Source organism: Burkholderia sp. Ac-20349, assembly GCF_017104865.1.
Lineage (GTDB): Bacteria > Pseudomonadota > Gammaproteobacteria > Burkholderiales > Burkholderiaceae > Burkholderia > Burkholderia aenigmatica.
On sequence record NZ_JAAGPM010000051.1, the window covers coordinates 1 to 18,817 of the forward strand.

Consider the following 18,817-nt stretch of genomic DNA (forward strand, 5'->3'; position numbering starts at 1 on the left):
TCGCCGAAAGCGCCGCGCCGACGCTGGAAGAGGCGCAGGCGCTGGCGAATGCCGGCGCGTTCGACGAGGCCGAGCGCGTGCTTGCGCAGTTCTCGGCGCGCGTCGGGCCGCATGCCGATGCGTTCTACCTGAACGGGCTGATCGCGGATGCGCGCGGACGCGCCGCGGAAGCCGGCGACTTCTACCGGAAGGCGCTGTACCTGCGGCCCACGCACCACGAAGCGCTGACCCATCTTGCGACGCTGCTCGACGTCGGCGGCGATCGCGCGGGCGCGCAATGGCTGCTCGAGCGCGCACGGCGCTCGGCCGGCTGACAAAACTAGGGGTTGGGGACCGATATCGCGATGACCAGAGGAACTCATGAACCGCGCCGCCGCTGCCATTGACGAGACGACGATCGACGTCGACGATTGCTGGAACCGGATCGGCACGCGCGGCGACCGTTCGTGCGAGCGGTTGAACGACTGCCTGCGCTGCCTGAACTGCCCGGTGTACGCGTATCACGCGGCGAAGCTGCTCGAGCGTCCGCTCGACGGGGCCGAGATGGCCGACGCCACGCGCCGGATGAGTGCGTCCGGCGCGCCGCACGTGCGCGATGCCGACACCGATACGCACCATGCGGCGCTGGCGTTCCGGGTGGCCGACGAATGGCTCGCGCTGCCGATCGGCGTGCTGCGCGAGATTGCCGGCACGCGCCCGATCCATTCGCTGCCGCATCGCCGTAATTCGGCCGTGCGCGGCGTGGTCAACATCCGCGGCACGCTGCGCATCGCGATCTCGATCGGCGCACTGCTCGGCCTCGACGCCGGCAAGGGCGGCAACGGCGGCGGCGATGGCCGCTTCACGCGGCTGCTGGTGGCGGCGCACCAGGGCGAGCCGGTCGTATTCCCGGTCGACGAAGTCGAGGGCGTGCTGCGCTTCGGCGCATCCGACTGGGTGCCGGTGCCGGCGACGGTCGGGCGCGCGAGCGCCGGCCTGTCGCGCGGCGTGCTGTCGTGGCGCGGCAAGTCGGTGGGCCTGCTCGACGACGACCGCCTGTTCGACGCCGTGACACGGAGCATGCGATGAGCGGCGATGACGACCTGAGCCACCTGTCGCTGCTCGAGCTGTATCGCGAGGAGACGCGCACGCAGACCCAGGCGCTGTCCGAGCGGCTGCTCGCGCTCGAATCGGGCGAGCCCGATTCCGTCGCGCTCGAGGCATGCATGCGTGCCGCGCATTCGCTGAAGGGCGCCGCGCGCATCGTCGGCGTGCCGCTCGGCGTCGAGATTGCGGGGCGGATGGAAGAGTGCTTCGTCGCCGCGCAGTCCGGCACGATCGCGCTGACGGCCACGCACGTCGACGTATTGCTGGCTGGTGTCGATTTGCTGGTGCGCGTCGGCGATCCGCAGGGGCCGCCCGTGTCGCAGACGGAGATCGACGTGTTCGCGGCAGCACTGACGGGTGCCGATGGCGCGCAGACGATGCAGGCGCCGGCCGCCGTCCCGCCGCCGATGCCGCCGTCGATCGTGCCGCCGTATCGCGAGCACGACGGTGCCGCGAACGAGCCCGTCGGGGCCGGCGCCACCGTGCCGCCGCTCGCCGTGTCGGGCACGGTGCCCGATCCGGCCCAGGCCGGCCGCGTGGCCGGCGCCGGCGCGATGCGCCGCGTGCGGGCGGACACGCTGAACCGGCTGCTGAGTCTGTCCGGCGAATCGCTGGTCGAATCGCGCTGGCTCAAGCCGTTCGCCGAATCGATGCTGCGCGTGAAGCGCGCGCAGCGCGACGCGGCCCGCTCGCTCGATTTGATGTACGAACAATTCGCCGACGATCTCGACGCGGGCATGCTTGCGTCGATGAACGAAGTGCGGCACATGCTGAACGACCTGCAGCGTTCGCTCGCCGAGCGCATGGACGAATTCGACCGTTTCGAGCGGCGCAGCACGCATATCGCCGAGCAGCTTTATGACGAGGCGCTGCAGTGCCGGATGCGGCCGTTCGGCGATGCGACGCGCGCGTACCCGCGCATCGTCCGCGATCTCGCGCGCTCGCTCGGCAAGCAGGTGCGTTTCTCGATCGTCGGCGAGGGCACGCAGGTCGATCGCGACATCCTCGACCTGCTCGACGCGCCGCTCGGCCACCTGCTGCGCAACGCCATCGATCACGGTGTCGATTCGCCGGAAGCACGGCGCGCGCGCGGCAAGCCGGCCGAGGCGAGCGTGACGCTGGAGGCGCGCCACAGCGCCGGCTCGCTGCTGGTCAGCGTGATCGACGACGGCCCGGGCGTCGACATGGACGCGCTGCGCGCGGCCGTCGTGCGCCAGCGCCTGACCGACGACGAGACGGCCGCGCGGCTGTCCGATCCCGAGCTGCTCGAATTCCTGTTGCTGCCGGGCTTCTCGATGCGCGATGCGGTAACCGACGTGTCGGGCCGCGGCGTCGGCCTCGACGCGGTGCAGGAGATGGTGCGCGGCGTGCGCGGCGCGGTGCGGATCTTCAACGAGCCGGGCGCGGGCATGCGCTTCGTGCTGCAGTTGCCGCTCACGCTGTCGGTGATCCGCAGCCTGCTCGTCGAGGTCGGCGGCGAACCGTATGCGTTCCCGCTTGCGCACGTGCGCCGCACGCTCGAACTTCCGCACGACAATATCGACGTGCTCGAAGGGCAGCCGCATTTCCCGTTCGACGGCCGGCGCGCGGGCCTCGTGGCCGCGCACCAGCTGCTCGACGCAGGCGAACCCGATGCGGCGCGCACGAGCACGGCGGTGGTGGTCGTCGGCGGCGAGCCCGAGCTGTACGGCGTCGCGGTCGACCGCTTCCTCGGCGAACGGATGCTCGTCGTGCAGCCGCTCGACAGCCGTCTGCACAAGATCCAGAACATCGCGGCCGGCGCGCTGCTCGAGAACGGCGACCCGGTGCTGATCGTCGATGTCGAAGACATGATCCGCTCGGTCGACAAGCTCGTGCGCGGCGGGCAACTCGCGCGGCTCACGCGCGACCCGCAACTTGCGCTGGCCGACCGGCGCCGCCGCGTGCTCGTCGTCGACGATTCGCTGACGGTGCGCGAGCTCGAACGCAAGTTGCTGGAAAAGCGCGGCTATGACGTGACGGTCGCGGTCGACGGGATGGAGGGCTGGAACGCGGTGCGCAGCGATGCGTTCGATCTGGTCGTCACGGACGTCGACATGCCGCGCATGGATGGCATCGAGCTCGTCACGCTGATCAAGAGCGATCCGATGCTCAAGCGCGTGCCGGTGATGATCGTGTCGTACAAGGATCGCGATGAGGACCGCCGGCGCGGGCTCGATGCGGGCGCCGATTACTACCTCGCGAAGAGCAGCTTCCACGACGAAGCGTTGCTCGATGCCGTGCACGACCTGATCGGAGATGCGCGCGGATGAACATCGGCATCGTCAACGACCTGCCGCTGGCCGTGGAGGCGCTGCGCCGCGTGATCGCGCTGCGCACGGACCACCGCGTGCTGTGGGTCGCGACCGACGGCGACGAGGCGGTGGATTTCTGCGTCGCGCATCCGCCCGATGTCGTGCTGATGGATCTCGTGATGCCGAAGGTCGACGGCGTCGCCGCGACGCGCCGGATCATGGCGCGCGCGCCGTGCGCGATCCTGATCGTGACGGCGAGCGTCAGCGCGAACACGTCGTCGGTCTACGAGGCGATGGGCGCCGGTGCGCTCGATGCAGTCGACACGCCGACGCTCGCGCTCGGGCTGTCGGCCGACGCGTCGCCGCAGGCGCTGCTCGCGAAGATCGACCAGATCGGCCGGCTGCTCGAAAGCCGCACCGCGGTGCTCGTGCCGCCGGGGCCGACGCCCGAGCGCGGCCAGCCGACGCTCGTCGCGATCGGCGCGTCGGCGGGCGGGCCAACCGCGCTGACCGCGTTGTTGCGGGCGCTGCCGGCCGACTTTCCGGCGGCGATCGTGATCGTCCAGCACGTCGACCAGGCGTTCGCGCTCGGGATGGCCGAGTGGCTCGACGGCTATACGCGCCTGCCGGTGCGCGTCGCCCGGCAGGGCAGCGTGCCGCAGGCCGGCGAGGTGCTGCTCGCGGCGACCAACGATCACCTGTATCTGTCGCCGCGCGGCGTGCTCGGCTACACGCGGCATCCGGCCGAGACACCGTACCGGCCGTCGATCGACGTGTTCTTCAACAGCGTCGCCGACGGCTGGCAGGGCGAGGCGTTCGGCGTGCTGCTGACGGGCATGGGGCGCGACGGTGCGCTCGGCCTGAAGGCGATGCGCGCGAAGGGCTGCCACACGATCGCGCAGGACGAGGCGACCAGCGCCGTCTACGGGATGCCGAAGGCGGCCGCGGCGATCGGTGCGGCGTCGGCGATCCTGCCGCTCGAGCGGATCGCGCCCCAGCTGATTTCGCGGATCACGCGCCCGCTGCGCGACTGACACTGCTCGAAGGGCGCGCGACGCCGTCCCGTTCCGGTGCGCCGCTGGCCGCATTGCGGGCGTCGCGCGGCGTCGCGTACAATGGCGGCCAGCGGAGATGGCATGCCTCCCTGCGGTCGTACGCGGCGCGTTGCGCACGATGCGGCCCTCAACCGCCGGTTCGCCCGGCTGATGATGCCTGCGTGTTCCTGGGTCGTCAGGAGGTCGCAGGCCGTCCATGCGGGTTTCTACCGCCCAGGTTTTGATGTTCCGTCGAATCTGGAAATCATGTTTTTCACGACTTCTGCCGATCTTCTCGCGACCGTGCGCTATGTGTGCCGCTGGCTCGCGCTTTCGGTCCTGCTTGGCACGCTGGCCGGCACGGCTTCCGCGTTGTTCCTGATCGCGCTCGACTGGGCGACCGGCACGCGCGTGGCGCACCCGTGGCTGCTGTGGGGGCTGCCGGCCGCCGGTTTCGCGACCGGCTGGATCTACCATCGCTTCGGCCAGTCCGTCGCGCGCGGCAACAACCTGCTGATCGACGAGATTCACGACCCGAAGGCGCTCGTGCCGAAGCGGATGGCGCCGCTCGTGCTCGTCGCGACCGTCGTCACGCATCTGTTCGGCGGCTCGGCCGGCCGCGAGGGCACGGCCGTGCAGATGGGCGGCGCGCTCGCCGATCGCGTCACGCAGGTGTTCCGCCTCGATCGCGAGCATCGCCGCGTGCTGCTGATGGGTGGCATCGCGGCCGGGTTCGCGTCGGTGTTCGGCACACCGCTCGCGGGCGCCGTGTTCGGGCTCGAGGTGCTCGCGATCGGGCGTGTGCGGTACGACGCGCTGCTGACCTGCGTCGCCTCCGCGATCGTCGCGGACGTCGTCTGCCGTGCGTGGGGCGTGCATCACACGGCCTATGCGATTCCGTTCGTGCCGGCCGTGTCGGCGACGGGGCTCGCCGTGACGGTCGTCGCGGGCATTGCGTTCGGCGTGGCCGGGCGGCTGTTCGCGTTTGCGACGCATGCGCTGACCGCGTGGTTCCGGCGCGTCGTCCGCTATGCGCCGCTGCAGCCGGTGCTCGGCGGCCTGCTGGTCGCCGTGGCCGCCACCGTGCTGAACGTGCCGCAGTATCTCGGCCTCGGTATCCCGACGATCGAGGCCGCGTTTCATGGCCCGCTGCCGCTCTACGATTTCGCAGGCAAGTTCGCGTTCACCGTCGTCACGCTCGCGTCGGGGTTCAAGGGCGGCGAAGTGACACCGCTGTTCTACATCGGCGCGACGCTCGGCAACGCGCTCGGCCAGGTGCTGGCGCTGCCGGTGCCCGTGCTCGCGGGGCTCGGCTTCGTCGCGGTATTCGCCGGCGCGGCGAATACGCCGATCGCGTCGACGATCATGGCGATCGAACTGTTTGGCGCGGATATCGGCGTGTATGCGGTCGTCGCGTGCGTCGTCGCGTATCTGTTCTCGGGGCACGCGGGGATTTATCGCGCGCAGCGCGTGGCGGTGGGGAAGGGTGCGCAGGCGGAGGCGGAATGATGCGGGCGCGGAAGGCTGAATCGTCGCGGTGCGTGCGGGAACGCGATGCATGCGATGCCGGAGGGGAAACGTGTCGTTGCGGGTACATCTGATCGGGCCGGGCGGCGCCGGCAAGACCACGGTCGGGGAGATCGTCGCGGCGCGCCTGAACTGGCGGTTCGTCGATGTGGATCGGTGCTTCCTGGCCGCGCACGGGAACATTGCCGATTTCATCCGGGAGCGCGGCTATGCCGAGTATGCGTCGCACAACGTCCGGCTGTACGAGCAACTCAGGCGCGGGATGTCGGCGCCCACGATCTGCGCGGTGTCGTCCGGTTTCATGCTGTATCCGGCCGATGTCGCGCCGGCTTATCCGGCACTTCGCCGTGACATCGAGGCGGGCAGATTCACCGCGCTCCTGCTGCCGTCGTTCGACCTCGAACGCTGCGCGAAACTGATCGTGGCCCGGCAGGTGTCCCGGCCGTATCTGCATGCGAACGAAGCCGACGAGATGCGCAAGATCCGCGCTCGGTTCCCTGCGTTCATGCGCCTGAACTGCAAGCGGTTTGCGAGCGACGGCCCGCCCGAACATGTGGCGGCCGACATCGAACGCTTTATCGTGGCGTCGATGGCTTCGCGCGAACACGGTTCGCATGCGGTTGCGGGCGGTACGCGGTGATCCAGCGGATCACCTGGCGTACCGGCACCCGTTACGGCTTCGGCAGGCGCGCGACATGGCGCGCCAGCACTTCCTCGATATCGATGCCTTTTTCCGCCAGCAATGCGGTCACGACGCCGTTCAGTTCGCCGAGCGTTTCCTTGACCGATTCCCGGATCGTATCGACGACCACCTGCGTGCTGCGCTCGATCTCGATGTTGACCGTGTCGTTGACGCCCTTCCCGTCGAAGGTCGTCGCACGTCGCGTTTCGGGAATCAGCCAGACATCGAACCAGCCTTCGTCGCGGTTGACGTCGGACACCGTCAGGCTGCAGCCGTTGATCGCGATATAGCCCTTTGCGAACACATACCGCTTGAAGGCGTCCGGCACGCCGATGCGCACCATCCGGTTATGTTCGGACACGGCGATGTGCCGGATGGTCCCGGTGAAGTCGACATGGCCGGACAGCGGATGCCCGCCGATCTCCGCGCCGTCCTTCGCGGCCCGCTCCACGTTGACGGGGGCGCCCGTCACGAGATCGGCCAGCGTGGTGATCCGCAGGCTCGGCAGCATCACGTCGAAGTCGATCAGCTCCGGCGAATGGATGGTCGTCACCGTCAGGCAGACGCCATCGACCGAGACGCTGGCGCCGATCTCGATGTCGTCGGTAAACCGCTCCGGGAATGCGATGCTGAAGGTTCTCAGTTCCCCGTGATCGGCGATCGTCTTGATGGTGGCAACGCCCTGGACAATTCCTGTAAACATGGTCGATCCCTTGTCGCGAATTTGCTGGCCGACATGATAAGGGATCCCGGAAAGGGACACCTCGCGGCGCGCAGTTGCGAGGCGGCAGGCATGAGGCGATGACGTAAAAAAGGCCGTGCACCTGGCACGGCCTCGATCCGGATCCATTATCCATGTGCAGACGCGCGCCGGCGGTGATGACCGCACCGCCGACGCGCGCCGCGATGCGCTTGGGTCACACCTCGGCCGGCTCGCCCAGCGGCCCGGTGTCGTCGTCCGCCGTGCGCCGCGGCGAATCGGCGAGCCCCTTCGCGAGCTCCAGCGCCTGCCGCTCGAACAGCCGGCGATAGATGCCGCCTTCGATCCGGATCAGCGCGTCGTGGCTGCCTTCCTCGATCACCTTGCCGCGATCGAGCACGAGCAGCCGGTCGAGCGCGCGCACGGTCGACAGCCGGTGCGCGACCACGAGCGTCGTGCGGCCGACCATCAGCCGTTCCATCGCCTGCTGGATCAGCAGCTCGCTTTCGCTGTCGAGGCTCGACGTCGCTTCGTCGAGGATCAGGATCGGCGCATCGGCGAGGAACGCGCGCGCGATCGCGACCCGCTGGCGTTCGCCGCCCGACAGCTTGATCCCGCGTTCGCCGACGAGCGTGTCATAGCCGTCCGGCAGCGTGGCGATGAAGTCGTGCGCGCTGGCCAGCCGCGCGGCGCGCTCGATGTCGGCCCGGCTCGCGTCGGGGCGCGCATACGCGATGTTCTCCGCGAGCGTGCGGTGGAACAGCACGGGCTCCTGCTGGACGATCGCGATCTGGCTGCGCAGCGAATCCTGCCGCACCCGCGCGATGTCCTGGCCGTCGATCGTGATGCGGCCGCCCGACACGTCGTACAGGCGCTGGATCAGCTTGATGAACGACGTCTTGCCCGACCCCGAGTGGCCGACGAGGCCCACGCGCTCGCCCGGCGCGATCCGCATCGAGAAATCGTCGTACAGCGGCACCGGATGGTTGTCGTAACGGAACGTCACGTGCTCGAAGCGGATCTCGCCTTGCCCGATCCGGATCGCCGGCGCGCCGGGACGATCGTCGATGCCGAGCGGCTGGCGCTCGAGCGCGACGAGTTCTTCCATGTCGTTCACCGAGCGTTGCAGGTTGCGGATGTGCATGCCGACGTCGCGCAGGTAGCCCTGCAGCATGAAGAACATCGTCAGCGCGAATGCGATGTCGCCGACGCTCGCCTCGTCGTTCGCCCACAGCCGCAGCGCGACGCCGATCATCGCGGCCTGCATCGCGACGAGCATCGCGCCCTGCAACCCGCCGTTGAGCGTGCCGCGCACCCAGGTGCGGCGCGTGCGCTGCCGCCACTTGCCGATCACGCGCGCGAGCCGCGCTTCCTCGCGCGTTTCCGCGCCGAACGCCTTCACGACCGCGTTGCAGCTCACGGCATCGGCGAGTGCGCCGCCCATGCGCGTATCCCACAGGTTGCCGAGCCGCGCGGCCGGCGCGACGATGCCGAGCGACACGGCCACCGTTACCGCGATGTACAGCAGCGAACCCGCGCCGACGACGAGCCCCATCACGGGCCAGTGCGTGCCGAGCAGCACGGTGGCACCGACGAGCATCGTGACCGATGGCAGCAGCGCAATCAGCACGGTGTCGTTCAGCAGGTCGATCGCCCAGATCCCGCGCGTGATCTTGCGCACGGTCGAGCCCGCGAAGCTGTTCGCGTGCCAGTCGGTCGAGAAGCGCTGCACGCGATGGAACGACGCGGCCGCGATCTCGCTCATCATCTTCAGCGTGAGCTTGATGATGTTCAGGTAGACGCCTTGCCGCAGCACCGTCGCGCCGAGGCCGAGCGCGGCGAGCGTGCCGAACGCGACGAGGGCCGCATGCCACGCGGCGGCGCGGTCGGACACGCCCATCGACAGCGCGTCGACGAGGCGACCGGCGAACAGTGGCGTGAGCACGTCGGCGAGTGCGGCGAGCAGCGCGAGGCCCGCGACCGTGGCGGTGCGGGCCGGCTGCTTGCGCCAGTAACGGAAGGTGAAGCCGAAGACGGCCTGGAATGCCTGGCCGCCCAGATGGGAGGTTTTTCTGGTCATTTATCGTTGCCCGGCGCATCGCGCGACGGGACTTTCCGGTTCGGAGAACATCGAAAACGCAACAGCCGGGCCGCGCGAAAATGGCGGGTGGAAAACGAAACAGGCTGTCGGGAAACGGCGCGGCTGACGGGTTAGCGGAAAACTCGGGAGCCGGCGCGGACGGCGGGCTGGATCAGCTGTGCCGTGGGACCACGTTCGGGAAGGTTGCTGGCATTGGGAACATCTGCACCTCCCCTGAAGTGAACGGTTGAAAGGACGCCGAAAAGACGTGAAAAGATTCTATCAGCAGAGTCGGGCGCGCCGCAACGTCTGACGAATGGGCGTGGCCGCGTCGATACGGTTAGTATTCAGGGTTTCGGCCCTTCTTTGACGGCCCTTCCACAGTGCGGCAACGCAAGGGCCGGCACGCGCATCGATTACACTCCAGCGTCTGCGGCGCACGCCGCCGCGGCCCTCGCAGATTCACCACGATACATTCCTGAGGAAACGATGAGCGACGTTCAGCAAGGCATCCTGACCCCGATCGATACGGTGTCCCGATACCTCACTTTTACGATTTCGAATGACGGCAATGTGGCAGCGGCGCTGGCCGCGCTGCGCGAGATCGTCGACGGACGCGACACGGTGGTCGGGTTCGGGCACGCGCTGGCGGCGCACCTCGGGCGCCCGGTGCCGGGCCTGACCGAATTCCCGGCGTTCGCGGTGAAGGACCGCACGCTGCCGGCCACGCCGGCCGACGTGTGGGTCTGGCTGCGCGGTAACGACCGCGGCGAGATCGTGCTGCGCGCGCGGACGATCGAACGCGCGCTGGCGCCGGCGTTCGCGTTGCAGGACGCGGTCGACGCTTTCCGCTATTCGACCGATCGCGACCTGTCCGGCTATGAAGACGGCACCGAGAATCCGGACGGCGACGAAGCAGTCGCCGCGGCGATCGTGACGGGGCAGGGCGCGGGGCTCGACGGTGCGAGCTTCGTCGCGGTTCAGCAGTGGCTGCACGACTTCGACCAGATGGAGCGCATTCCGTCGGGCGACATGGACAACATCATCGGCCGCCGCCGCTCGGACAACGAAGAACTCGACGACGCACCCGAGTTCGCGCACGTGAAGCGCACCGCGCAGGAAAGCTTCGAGCCCGAAGCGTTCATGCTGCGCCGTTCGTCGCCGTGGTCGGACGCGCGCCGCGCGGGCCTTTATTTCGTGGCGTTCGGCTGTTCGTTCCGCGCGTTCGACGTGCAGATGCGCCGGATGAGCGGCGCGGAAGACGGCATCGTCGACGGCCTGTTCCGCTTCACGCGGCCGCTGACGGGCGCGTATTTCTGGTGCCCGCCGTTGAAGGACGGCAAGCTCGACCTGTCCGCGCTCGGACTGTAAGCGCCTGACGGGTTCGACGAAACGGGGGGCCGCGCATGATGCGCGGCCCCCCGTTTTTTTTGCGCGGCGATCGTGCGCCGCGTGCGCTGTGTGCGTTGCGGGTCAGCTCAACGTGGTGTCGATCCGCGTGCCGCGCTTGATGAACAGCGTGACCGGCGTCTTCTCGCAGATTTCGGCGAGGCGCTGGCGTTGCGCGTCGTCGAGCGGGCCGTCGAGCGTCACGACGCGGCGCACGTATTGCGTGCCGTCGCGATCCGCATGCAGCTCGGTGCGCACGTCGATGCGCGCGGCCGGCCACGCCTTGCGCTGCATATACATGCGCAGCGTCGCGGCCGTGCATTGCGCGAGGCCGGCCAGCACGAACGCGAACGGTGCCGGCCCGCGATCCTGGCCGCCTTCGCGTGGCGCTTCGTCGCCGGTCAGCGCGTGGGTGCCGGCTTGCAGCTGGACGACGTAGTCGGGCGCATCGGCGTCGAGGACGGCGGCGGCATGGATGAGCGACATGGCAGGTCTCCGGTCAGCGGGAACAAGAAAGCGGGCGCCGCGGGGCGGCGTGCAGCCGTCAGCATACCGTCCCGATCGCGATGGCGCGCGCCGTGCGGCTACGCGTCGGCGACGCCGGCGCTGCTGCGCACGAGCGCGGCGATGCGTTCGCGCACCCACTGGTGCGCGCGATCGGCGTCGCGCGATTCGTGCCAGTACGCGAGCAGCGGGAACGGCTTGAGCCGCAACGGCAGCGGCCGCACGACGATCGGCAGCAGCGCGGCCATCCGCAACGCGTAGGTGTGCGGCAGCGTGACCAGCAGGTTGCCGGTCGCGGCGATCTGGCACGCGGCGAAATAGTGCTGGCAGGTGAGCCGGATATCGCGGAAGCGTCCGTCGTTGCCGAGCAGCACGTCGAGCGATTGCGGCTCGCCGAGCGACGACACCGCGACGTGCTGCGCCGCGAAATAGTCGCTGCGCCGCAGCGGGTCGCGCGCCAGCGGGTGATCGCCGCGCAGCGCGACGACCAGCGAATCGTCGAGCAGGTGTTCGGTGGCGATGCGCGGGCCGGTCGGCACGCGGCGATCGACGGCGAGATCGAGGTTGCCCGATGCGAGTTCGCGCTCGATGTCGGCCACCGCGATGCGGCGGCTCACGAGCCGCAGGCCCGGCGCTTCGTCGGCGAACGCGGCGACGATCCGCGGCAGCGCGATCGATTCGAGCACGTCGCGAATGCCTACCGCGATGCTCAGGTCGAGCGTCGCGGGATCGAATGCCGACGACGCGCGCGCGGTGCCTTGCAGGCCCTTCAGGTGGACCTGCACGTCCGCGATGATCGAGCGCGTGCGTTCGGTGGCCACGACGCGGTTGCCCTGCCGCACGAACAGCGGATCGTCGAAATGCGCGCGCAGCCGGTTGAGCGCATGCGTGACGGCCGGCTGCGTGAGATGCAGCGCGCGGGCGGCCGCGCCGATGCCGCCATGTACGTAGACGGCGTCGAGCACGCGAAACAGGTTCAGGTCGAGACGGTGATCGGCGGGCACGGGCACGGGCGGCGTGGTGAATCGTGGCTCGATTCTAAAGGATGCGCAGGCAACGGATACGCGGGCGTTCCGGCGTGGCGATCGATGGCGCGGGACAGGTGCCGATATCGTTTGGGCCGATATCCGGCTGCGCATTTATCCGGATACCCGAGGCATCCTGTCGTCATGAAATGCGCAGCGTGCGACGCACCTCATCGCAATAATCGGCGAGAACGGCCCGTGCGACTTCACGCCGGCCCGCCAGTCACCCCCGACAGCCTGTAGTAATCCGCCATCATGCTGTCCCCGTCGGCCATTTCGCGCCAAAGGCGCGACCCGTTCGGCTAAGATGCCGTCGCTTCATATTTCGGGATAGCCGTCCTGTCGCACGCATTCAAACCAAATATAAGCCTGACAGTTCGACGGTAATAAAAGAAGTCGAAACAAGTCGGGGGCTTGGCCAGTGAATGCAGCAGATCAGAGGTGGGTCGTTATCTATTTGAGTACGGGGTTTTCGTTGGCCCAGGCCGCGCGTCTTGGCGAGGCTTTCAACCTGGCGAATCGCCTGCACGCATACAGTGCGGATTACCAGTTGAAGTACGTATCCGAAAGCGGGGGGCTGTTGCAGTCGTCGTCCGGCGTGAGCATCGCGGCCGATCCGCTCGGCGACGAGCACGGCCGCCGTGCGCTCGCGTTCTTTCATCTCCACGGCGACCGCGCGGCCGTCAACTGGGACGGCGCATTGCAGCGTCGCCTGACCGACATTCGCCGTCATGCGCGCTGGATCGTCGACGCAATGGACCTGCCCGCGCTCGCGGCCATGCAGCGGCCGTCGGCGACGCTCGAAGAGCGGCCCGGCCGGGCCGGGCGCCGGGTCGCCACGACGGTCGAGCTGCAGGCCGGCGACACCGACGTGTTCGCCGCCGTGCTCGACATGTTTCGCGTCGATCTCGGCGACAGCGCCGCGCAGGAGATCGCCAGCAACATGCTGCGGCCCGTCGAGCAACGCTATACGCAGTCGATGTGGGCCTTTCGCGAGCTGAGCGCGAGCCCGTCGATCCGGATGTCGGCGCAGCGGCTGCGCGCGCAGAGCGTGAACCGCATCTCGATCGCGAACGCCGCCCAGGCCGCCGCGATGAGCGAGCGCAACTTCCTGCGGCGCTTCAAGAAGGAGATCGGCGTGACGCCGACCGAGTTCGTCCAGCACGTGCGGCTCGAGCGCGCCTGTCACATGCTGGTCCACACGACGCTGCCGGCCGACAAGGTCGCGCGCCGCACCGGGTTCGGCAGCGGCGAGCGGCTCGCGAAACTGTTTCGTCAGCGCATGCTGATGTCGCCGACGGAATTTCGCGTCACCGAACGCGAAAGGATCCTCACCCGAGGCGCCACGCCACCCGATGCGGACGGGGGGGCCTGCGACGACGCCGGGGGGCAGTGCGACGCGTGCGCCGCCGCGCGGGAGAAAACCGGACGGATACCCGTAGAATCGTCCTGTCGCGATCTCGATCCCCGGTTTACATGCCCCTCCTCCCCACTACCGCCACCGCCCCTTTCTGCCCGTCGGAAGTAAAGGGCAGCATCACGATCGATGCCGGCGCGCCGCGCTGGCAGAAGCTCAAGCGCTTCTTCGGCCCCGGCCTGCTGGTCGCGATCGGCTACATGGATCCCGGCAACTGGGCGACCGATATCCAGGCCGGCTCGCAGTTCGGCTATTCGCTGCTGTGGGTCGTCGCGTTCTCGAGTCTCGCGGCGATCTTCCTGCAGATGCTCGCGGCGCGGCTCGGCCTCGTCGCGGGCAGGGATCTCGCGCAGGCCAGCTACGACCGCTACGGCCGGCTCGGCCGCATCGTGCAGTGGGTGACCGCCGAAGTGTCGATCATCGCGTGCGACATCGCGGAAGTGCTCGGCTGCGCGCTCGCGTTCAAGCTGCTGCTCGGCGTGCCGCTCGCGTGGGGGATCGTGCTGACCGCGCTCGACACGGTGATCGTGCTCGGCCTGCAGGGCAAGGGGTTCCGGCAGATCGAGGCGATCGTGCTCGCGCTGATCGCGACGATGGCGTTCTGCTTCGTCGCACAGGTCGCGATCACGCCGCCCGACTGGCATGCGGTGGTCGGCGGGCTGGTGCCGGGCGATCCGGGCCACGACCGCAAGGACGCGATCGTGCTCGCGCTCGGCATCGTCGGCGCGACGATCATGCCGCACAACCTGTACCTGCATTCGTCGGTCGTGCAGACGCGGCGCGTGGTGGGCGGTGCGCGCGGGACGATTCGCGACACGCTCGCTCTGGTGCGCATCGATACGTTCGTGTCGCTGTTCGTCGCGATGCTCGTCAACGCGGCGATCCTGGTCGTCGCGGGTGCGGCGTTCCACGCGACGGGCCAGCACAACGTGACCGACATCGAGCAGGCCTACAAGCTGATTACGCCGATCGCGGGCGGCGCGGCCGCACTGCTGTTCGGGATCGCGCTGCTCGCGTCGGGGCAGAGCTCGACGCTCACCGGCACGATCGCCGGCCAGGTGATCATGGATGGCTTCCTGCATACGAAGATCCCGTGCTACCAGCGCCGGCTGATCACGCGCGGGCTCGCGCTCGTGCCGGCGCTGATCGGCGTGCTGTGGCTCGGCGACGGCTCGGTCGGGCAGCTGCTGGTGTGGAGCCAGGTGCTGCTGAGCCTGCAGCTGCCGTTCGCGATGTGGCCGCTGATCCGCTCGGTCAGCGATCGCAATACGATGGGCGAGCACACGATCGGGCGCGGGATGCAAATCGCCGCGTGGGCGCTGTTCGTCGTCATCACCGGTACGAACCTGTTGCTGATTACCGGTGTGGCGGGCTGATACAGCCTGTCACAGGCTGACACAGTCGCGCGGCGCGCATGCGGTAAACTGCGGCCTTTCGATCGTCGTCCGAAGTCCGTTATGTGGAGTGAAATCAGCAACATCGGCGATGCCGCGCTGACCCTGCCGATCGCGCTGACGTGCGCGGCGTGGCTCGCGCTGACCGACTGGCGCCTCGCCGCCCGCTGGGGCGTGCTGCTCGCCGCCGGCATGGGCCTCGTCGGCGCAACGAAGATCCTGTATGCCGGGTGCGGCATCGAGCTGCCGCAATTCGATTTCCGCGTGATCAGCGGCCATACGATGCTGTCGACGTCCGTGTGGACGGTCGCACTGTCGATGCTGTGGCAGGCGTTCCGGCCGGGCAAGGCGCCCGGCATCGCGGCCGGGCTGGCCATCGGCGCGGTCACGGCCGTCGCGCGCGTGTTCGATCATTCGCACACCGTCCCGGAAGTGATCGTCGGCTGGATGCTCGGCGCGCTCGTCGCGCTGGTGTTCCTGCGCGGTTACGACGGCGCGCGGCAGCGTGCGTTCTCGCCGCGCGTCGCGGCCGTCTGCCTGCTGCTCGTGTCGGGCATTGCGTACGGGCACCGTGCGCCGTTCCAGCAGATGATCGATACCCATTCGCCGCAACTCTGCGCGTTCGTGCGCGCGCCGTCCGGCGACGGCTTCTGACGATAGCCTGCCGCGGCGCCCCGGCGCCGCTTGCTTGCCGCCGGCGTTCGCCCGGCGGTGCCACGATTCCACACCGCTTCATCTTCCCGAGCGCTTCCTCGCCCGCGCGGAACGCATCCCCCGTCATTCCCCGAATCATTGAATCAGCCGGCCCGTGCGATCGGCGGCGCTGGCCCGTGCATGCGTGCCGGCAAACGAAGGTCATGAACCAGGTCTATGACCGGGCATAAGGAATATTCATTTCATCGATTGGCGCCATTCGCGTACGCTGGCTGTCGTTCAACCGGGGCCGGCTACCCGGCCTGCCCGGTGCGCGTCGCGTTCATCTCGATATACTCGCGGAAACCGTGCGGTGCCTCGTGAGGTCGAGGCACGGCCAACCGGCCCGCAGCGGCCGGAACAGGCACGGCCAACCCGTCGCGGCAGCGGTTCGCGACGACGATTCACGATAGGAGCAGGTCACATGACAGTCGTTTCTTCGCGCCTTGCCGGCAAGTGCGCATACATCACGGGCGCCGCGGGCGGCCTCGGCCGCGCGATCGCGCGCCGGATGGTCGAGCAGGGCGCGCGCGTGTTCGTGACCGACATCGCCGACGCCGCGGTGCTCGACGCGTTCGCGCAGGAACTCAACGCGGGCCATGCGGCGCCGGTCGCGTTTGCCGCGACGCAGGACGTGCGCGACGAAGCGCGCTGGCAGGCGTTGCTCGCGCAGGCGGTCGATGCGATGGGCGGGCTGTCGGTGCTCGTCAACAACGCGGGCGTCGGCTCGATCGGCTCGCCCGCGCAGATCGAACTGGACGAATGGCGGCGCGTGATGGCGATCAACGTCGAGAGCATCGTGCTCGGCTGCAAGCATGCGTTGTCGTATCTGGCCGAGAGCCATCCCGCGTCGATCATCAACATCTCGTCGGTCGCCGCGTTCAAGGTCGAGCCGGATTTCACCGCGTACAACGCGTCGAAGGCGGCGGTCGCGTCGCTGACGAAGTCGGTCGCGATCGACTGCGCCCGCCGCGAGATCGACGTGCGCTGCAACTCGATTCACCCCGCGTTCATCCGCACGGGGATCGTCGAGCCGCTGTTCCAGTCGCTCGGCGAACGCGACGCCACGCGCAAGCTCGCGCGCGGCATTCCGCTGCGCCGGCTCGGCGAACCGGACGACGTCGCGCACGCGGCCGTGTATCTCGCATCCGACGAGAGCCGCTTCATGACGGCCGCCGAACTCGTGATCGACGGCGGCATGTGCGCGGTCTGACGCGCATCCCGAACAACAACGCCTGGAGGAGAACATCGTGTCGACACCCGTGAACCGCCAACTGCTGCTGAAGACGCGCCCGGAAGGGCGGGTCGGCCGCGAACACTTTTCGCTCGTCGAGACGCCGGTGCCGGCGCTCGCGGACGGCGAGGTGCTCGTGCGTGTGCTGTACCTGTCGATGGACCCGACCAACCGCGTGTGGATGAGCGACGTGCCGCAGTATCTGCCGCCCGTCGCGATCGGCGAGGTGATGCGCGCGCTCGGCATCGGGCGCGTGGTCGCGTCGCGCCATGCAGGTTTCGCGGAAGGCGATCTCGTGCAGGGGCTGGTCGGTTGGCAGGACTATGCGGTCGTGCCGGCCGAGCAGGCCGCACAGCTCGTGAAGCTGCCCGCGCAGTCGGGCCTGCCGCTGCCGACGCTGCTCGGCGCGTGCGGGATGAGCGGGCTGACCGCGTACTACGGGCTGACCGACATCGCGCCGGTGCAGCCCGGCGAGACACTCGTGGTATCGGCGGCGGCCGGCTCGGTCGGCTCGATTGCCGGGCAGATCGGCAAGATCCACGGCGCGCGTGTGGTCGGCATCGCCGGCGGCGCGGACAAGTGCCGCTACCTGACCGAGACGCTCGGCTTCGACGCGGCCGTCGACTACAAGGCCGACGATTTCCGACAGCAGCTGAAGGCGGCGACGCCGGACGGCGTGCACGTGAACTTCGAGAACGTCGGCGGCGAGGTGATGCGCGCGGTGCTGTCGCGGATGGTGATCGGCGGGCGCGTCGCGCTGTGCGGCGTGATCTCGAACTACAACAGCGGGCGCGCGGCGGATGACGTCGGCGTGCTGATCTCGAAGCGGCTGACGATGCGCGGCTTCCTGATCCTCGACTATCGCAAGAGCCGCGAGGCCGTGCAGACGCTCGCGGGCTGGCTGCGCGACGGCCGGCTCAAGGCCGAGGAGACGGTGGCGGACGGCCTCGAAAACGCGCCCGACGTGCTGAATCGCCTGTTCGACGGCGATCATCGCGGCAAGCTCGTGCTGCGCGTCGATCCAGACGCGTGACCGGCCCGCGGCACGGCGTGCGCGGCCGTTCGTGCGCCGCCGCGAGCGGGTGTCGAACGCGGTGCGTTCGATCAATCGTTTCTTAGTTTCGGACTTGTCCCATATATCGTCCGGGCTTCTCTCCCTAAAGTGACTGCCAGCAGACAGGCGGCGTGACCGACGCGTCACGCTGCCTTTTTTCTGGTCACGCGGCAGAGGAGAGGGAACATGCGAAACGACACGAAGCGGGCGGTATCGGTGGCGATGCGCAATCGAACGGTGCAGCGTGCCGGTGCCGTGCGGAGAATCGCGATCGGGCTGGGCGTGGCGTTCGCGATGTCGAATGCGGTGGCGGCCGGGCACGCAGCGTCAGGCGGCATCGTGCGGTTTACCGGCGCGCTCGTCGATTGCTACGACGTGACGCTCGATGCGCGGTCGCGCGTGGTGGTCGAAGGACGGGAGCGGGCGAACGGCGAGGTGGCGGCAACGCTGCGATTCGATGCGCATGGCCGGCGTTTGCCGGGTGCCCATGTAGCGCTGGTCGCGCCCGACGGCACGCCGTTCGCGCCGGATGTCGCTGCGGGTGTGCGTGCAACGTGGCGCGACGCACACGACGATCGAAGCGTGCCGCTGGTATCGGGCCGTACGTATCGCGTGGGGCCGTATGGCGGCGTGATGAGGCTGGCGGTGGATGAAGAAACGGGCGCCGTGGCGCCCGTCGTGATCCGCATTCGTCATCCGTGACGGCGAATGTCCGCCGATGCGCG

16 protein-coding genes, 1 pseudogene and 1 riboswitch are annotated in these 18,817 nt (G+C 68.8%); of the genes and pseudogenes, 13 read left to right on the plus strand and 4 right to left on the minus strand.

From position 1 onward, the window contains the following. The 6 genes and pseudogenes from G3N61_RS18210 to G3N61_RS18235 form a co-directional block, all read left to right on the plus strand. Positions 1-314, plus strand: a pseudogene (locus tag G3N61_RS18210) (MCP methyltransferase); the annotation flags it as partial. 46 nt (positions 315-360) lie between these two features. Continuing rightward, positions 361-1,068, plus strand: a complete 708-nt coding sequence (locus tag G3N61_RS18215; protein ID WP_089453460.1) for a chemotaxis protein CheW — start codon at positions 361-363, stop codon at positions 1,066-1,068. Continuing rightward, positions 1,065-3,377, plus strand: a complete 2,313-nt coding sequence (locus G3N61_RS18220; protein WP_089453459.1) for a hybrid sensor histidine kinase/response regulator — start codon at positions 1,065-1,067, stop codon at positions 3,375-3,377. Before G3N61_RS18215 ends, G3N61_RS18220 begins: the two co-directional genes overlap by 4 nt. Then, on the plus strand, positions 3,374-4,393 hold the full coding sequence (locus G3N61_RS18225; protein WP_043177930.1) for a chemotaxis response regulator protein-glutamate methylesterase: 1,020 nt from the start codon (positions 3,374-3,376) through the stop codon (positions 4,391-4,393). Before G3N61_RS18220 ends, G3N61_RS18225 begins: the two co-directional genes overlap by 4 nt. Positions 4,394-4,477: 84 nt before the next feature. Continuing rightward, positions 4,478-4,581: riboswitch (Fluoride riboswitch) on the plus strand. A gap of 79 nt (positions 4,582-4,660) precedes the next feature. Continuing rightward, positions 4,661-5,902: a voltage-gated chloride channel family protein gene (locus G3N61_RS18230; RefSeq protein ID WP_205823243.1), complete on the plus strand. Its 1,242-nt coding sequence runs from the start codon at positions 4,661-4,663 to the stop codon at positions 5,900-5,902. Between the two features lie 70 nt (positions 5,903-5,972). Then, positions 5,973-6,560, plus strand: a complete 588-nt coding sequence (locus G3N61_RS18235; protein ID WP_346778579.1) for a shikimate kinase — start codon at positions 5,973-5,975, stop codon at positions 6,558-6,560. 31 nt (positions 6,561-6,591) lie between these two features. Here G3N61_RS18235 and G3N61_RS18240 read toward each other — a convergent pair whose 3' ends face one another. Both G3N61_RS18240 and G3N61_RS18245 read right to left on the minus strand, forming a co-directional pair. Then, positions 6,592-7,305, minus strand: a complete 714-nt coding sequence (locus G3N61_RS18240; RefSeq protein ID WP_089453456.1) for a riboflavin synthase subunit alpha — start codon at positions 7,303-7,305, stop codon at positions 6,592-6,594. Positions 7,306-7,519: 214 nt separating this feature from the next. Further along, complete coding sequence (locus tag G3N61_RS18245) at positions 7,520-9,382, minus strand: ABC transporter ATP-binding protein (protein ID WP_089453455.1); 1,863 nt, start codon at positions 9,380-9,382, stop codon at positions 7,520-7,522. A gap of 489 nt (positions 9,383-9,871) precedes the next feature. On the opposite strand from G3N61_RS18245, the gene G3N61_RS18250 reads away from it, so the two are divergent. Further along, positions 9,872-10,753, plus strand: coding sequence for a Dyp-type peroxidase (locus G3N61_RS18250; protein ID WP_089453454.1), 882 nt, complete (start codon positions 9,872-9,874; stop codon positions 10,751-10,753). Positions 10,754-10,855: 102 nt separating this feature from the next. Here G3N61_RS18250 and G3N61_RS18255 read toward each other — a convergent pair whose 3' ends face one another. Both G3N61_RS18255 and G3N61_RS18260 read right to left on the minus strand, forming a co-directional pair. Then, a complete protein-coding gene (locus G3N61_RS18255; RefSeq protein ID WP_043177923.1) occupies positions 10,856-11,257 on the minus strand; it encodes an OsmC family protein in 402 nt (133 codons plus the stop codon). Between the two features lie 98 nt (positions 11,258-11,355). Further along, positions 11,356-12,279: a LysR family transcriptional regulator gene (locus tag G3N61_RS18260; protein WP_205823245.1), complete on the minus strand. Its 924-nt coding sequence runs from the start codon at positions 12,277-12,279 to the stop codon at positions 11,356-11,358. Positions 12,280-12,775: 496 nt separating this feature from the next. Between G3N61_RS18260 and G3N61_RS18265 the strand changes: the two genes are divergently transcribed. From G3N61_RS18265 to G3N61_RS18290, 6 genes are all read left to right on the plus strand, one after another. After that, the gene (locus G3N61_RS18265; protein WP_205823246.1) at positions 12,776-13,828 is read left to right on the plus strand and encodes a helix-turn-helix domain-containing protein; all 1,053 of its coding nucleotides are present in this window, start codon (positions 12,776-12,778) and stop codon (positions 13,826-13,828) included. Next, positions 13,777-15,093, plus strand: coding sequence for an Nramp family divalent metal transporter (locus G3N61_RS18270; RefSeq protein WP_043177919.1), 1,317 nt, complete (start codon positions 13,777-13,779; stop codon positions 15,091-15,093). Before G3N61_RS18265 ends, G3N61_RS18270 begins: the two co-directional genes overlap by 52 nt. An 81-nt stretch (positions 15,094-15,174) precedes the next feature. Beyond that, positions 15,175-15,765, plus strand: a complete 591-nt coding sequence (locus G3N61_RS18275; RefSeq protein WP_043177918.1) for a phosphatase PAP2 family protein — start codon at positions 15,175-15,177, stop codon at positions 15,763-15,765. Positions 15,766-16,228: 463 nt separating this feature from the next. Continuing rightward, complete coding sequence (locus tag G3N61_RS18280) at positions 16,229-17,017, plus strand: SDR family oxidoreductase (RefSeq protein ID WP_043177917.1); 789 nt, start codon at positions 16,229-16,231, stop codon at positions 17,015-17,017. A 37-nt stretch (positions 17,018-17,054) separates the two neighbouring features. Beyond that, the gene (locus tag G3N61_RS18285; RefSeq protein ID WP_043177915.1) at positions 17,055-18,071 is read left to right on the plus strand and encodes an NADP-dependent oxidoreductase; all 1,017 of its coding nucleotides are present in this window, start codon (positions 17,055-17,057) and stop codon (positions 18,069-18,071) included. Between the two features lie 207 nt (positions 18,072-18,278). Then, positions 18,279-18,794 (plus strand): thioesterase, encoded by a 516-nt coding sequence (locus G3N61_RS18290; RefSeq protein WP_205823247.1) that lies wholly within the window; start codon positions 18,279-18,281, stop codon positions 18,792-18,794. Positions 18,795-18,817 lie beyond the last annotated feature (23 nt).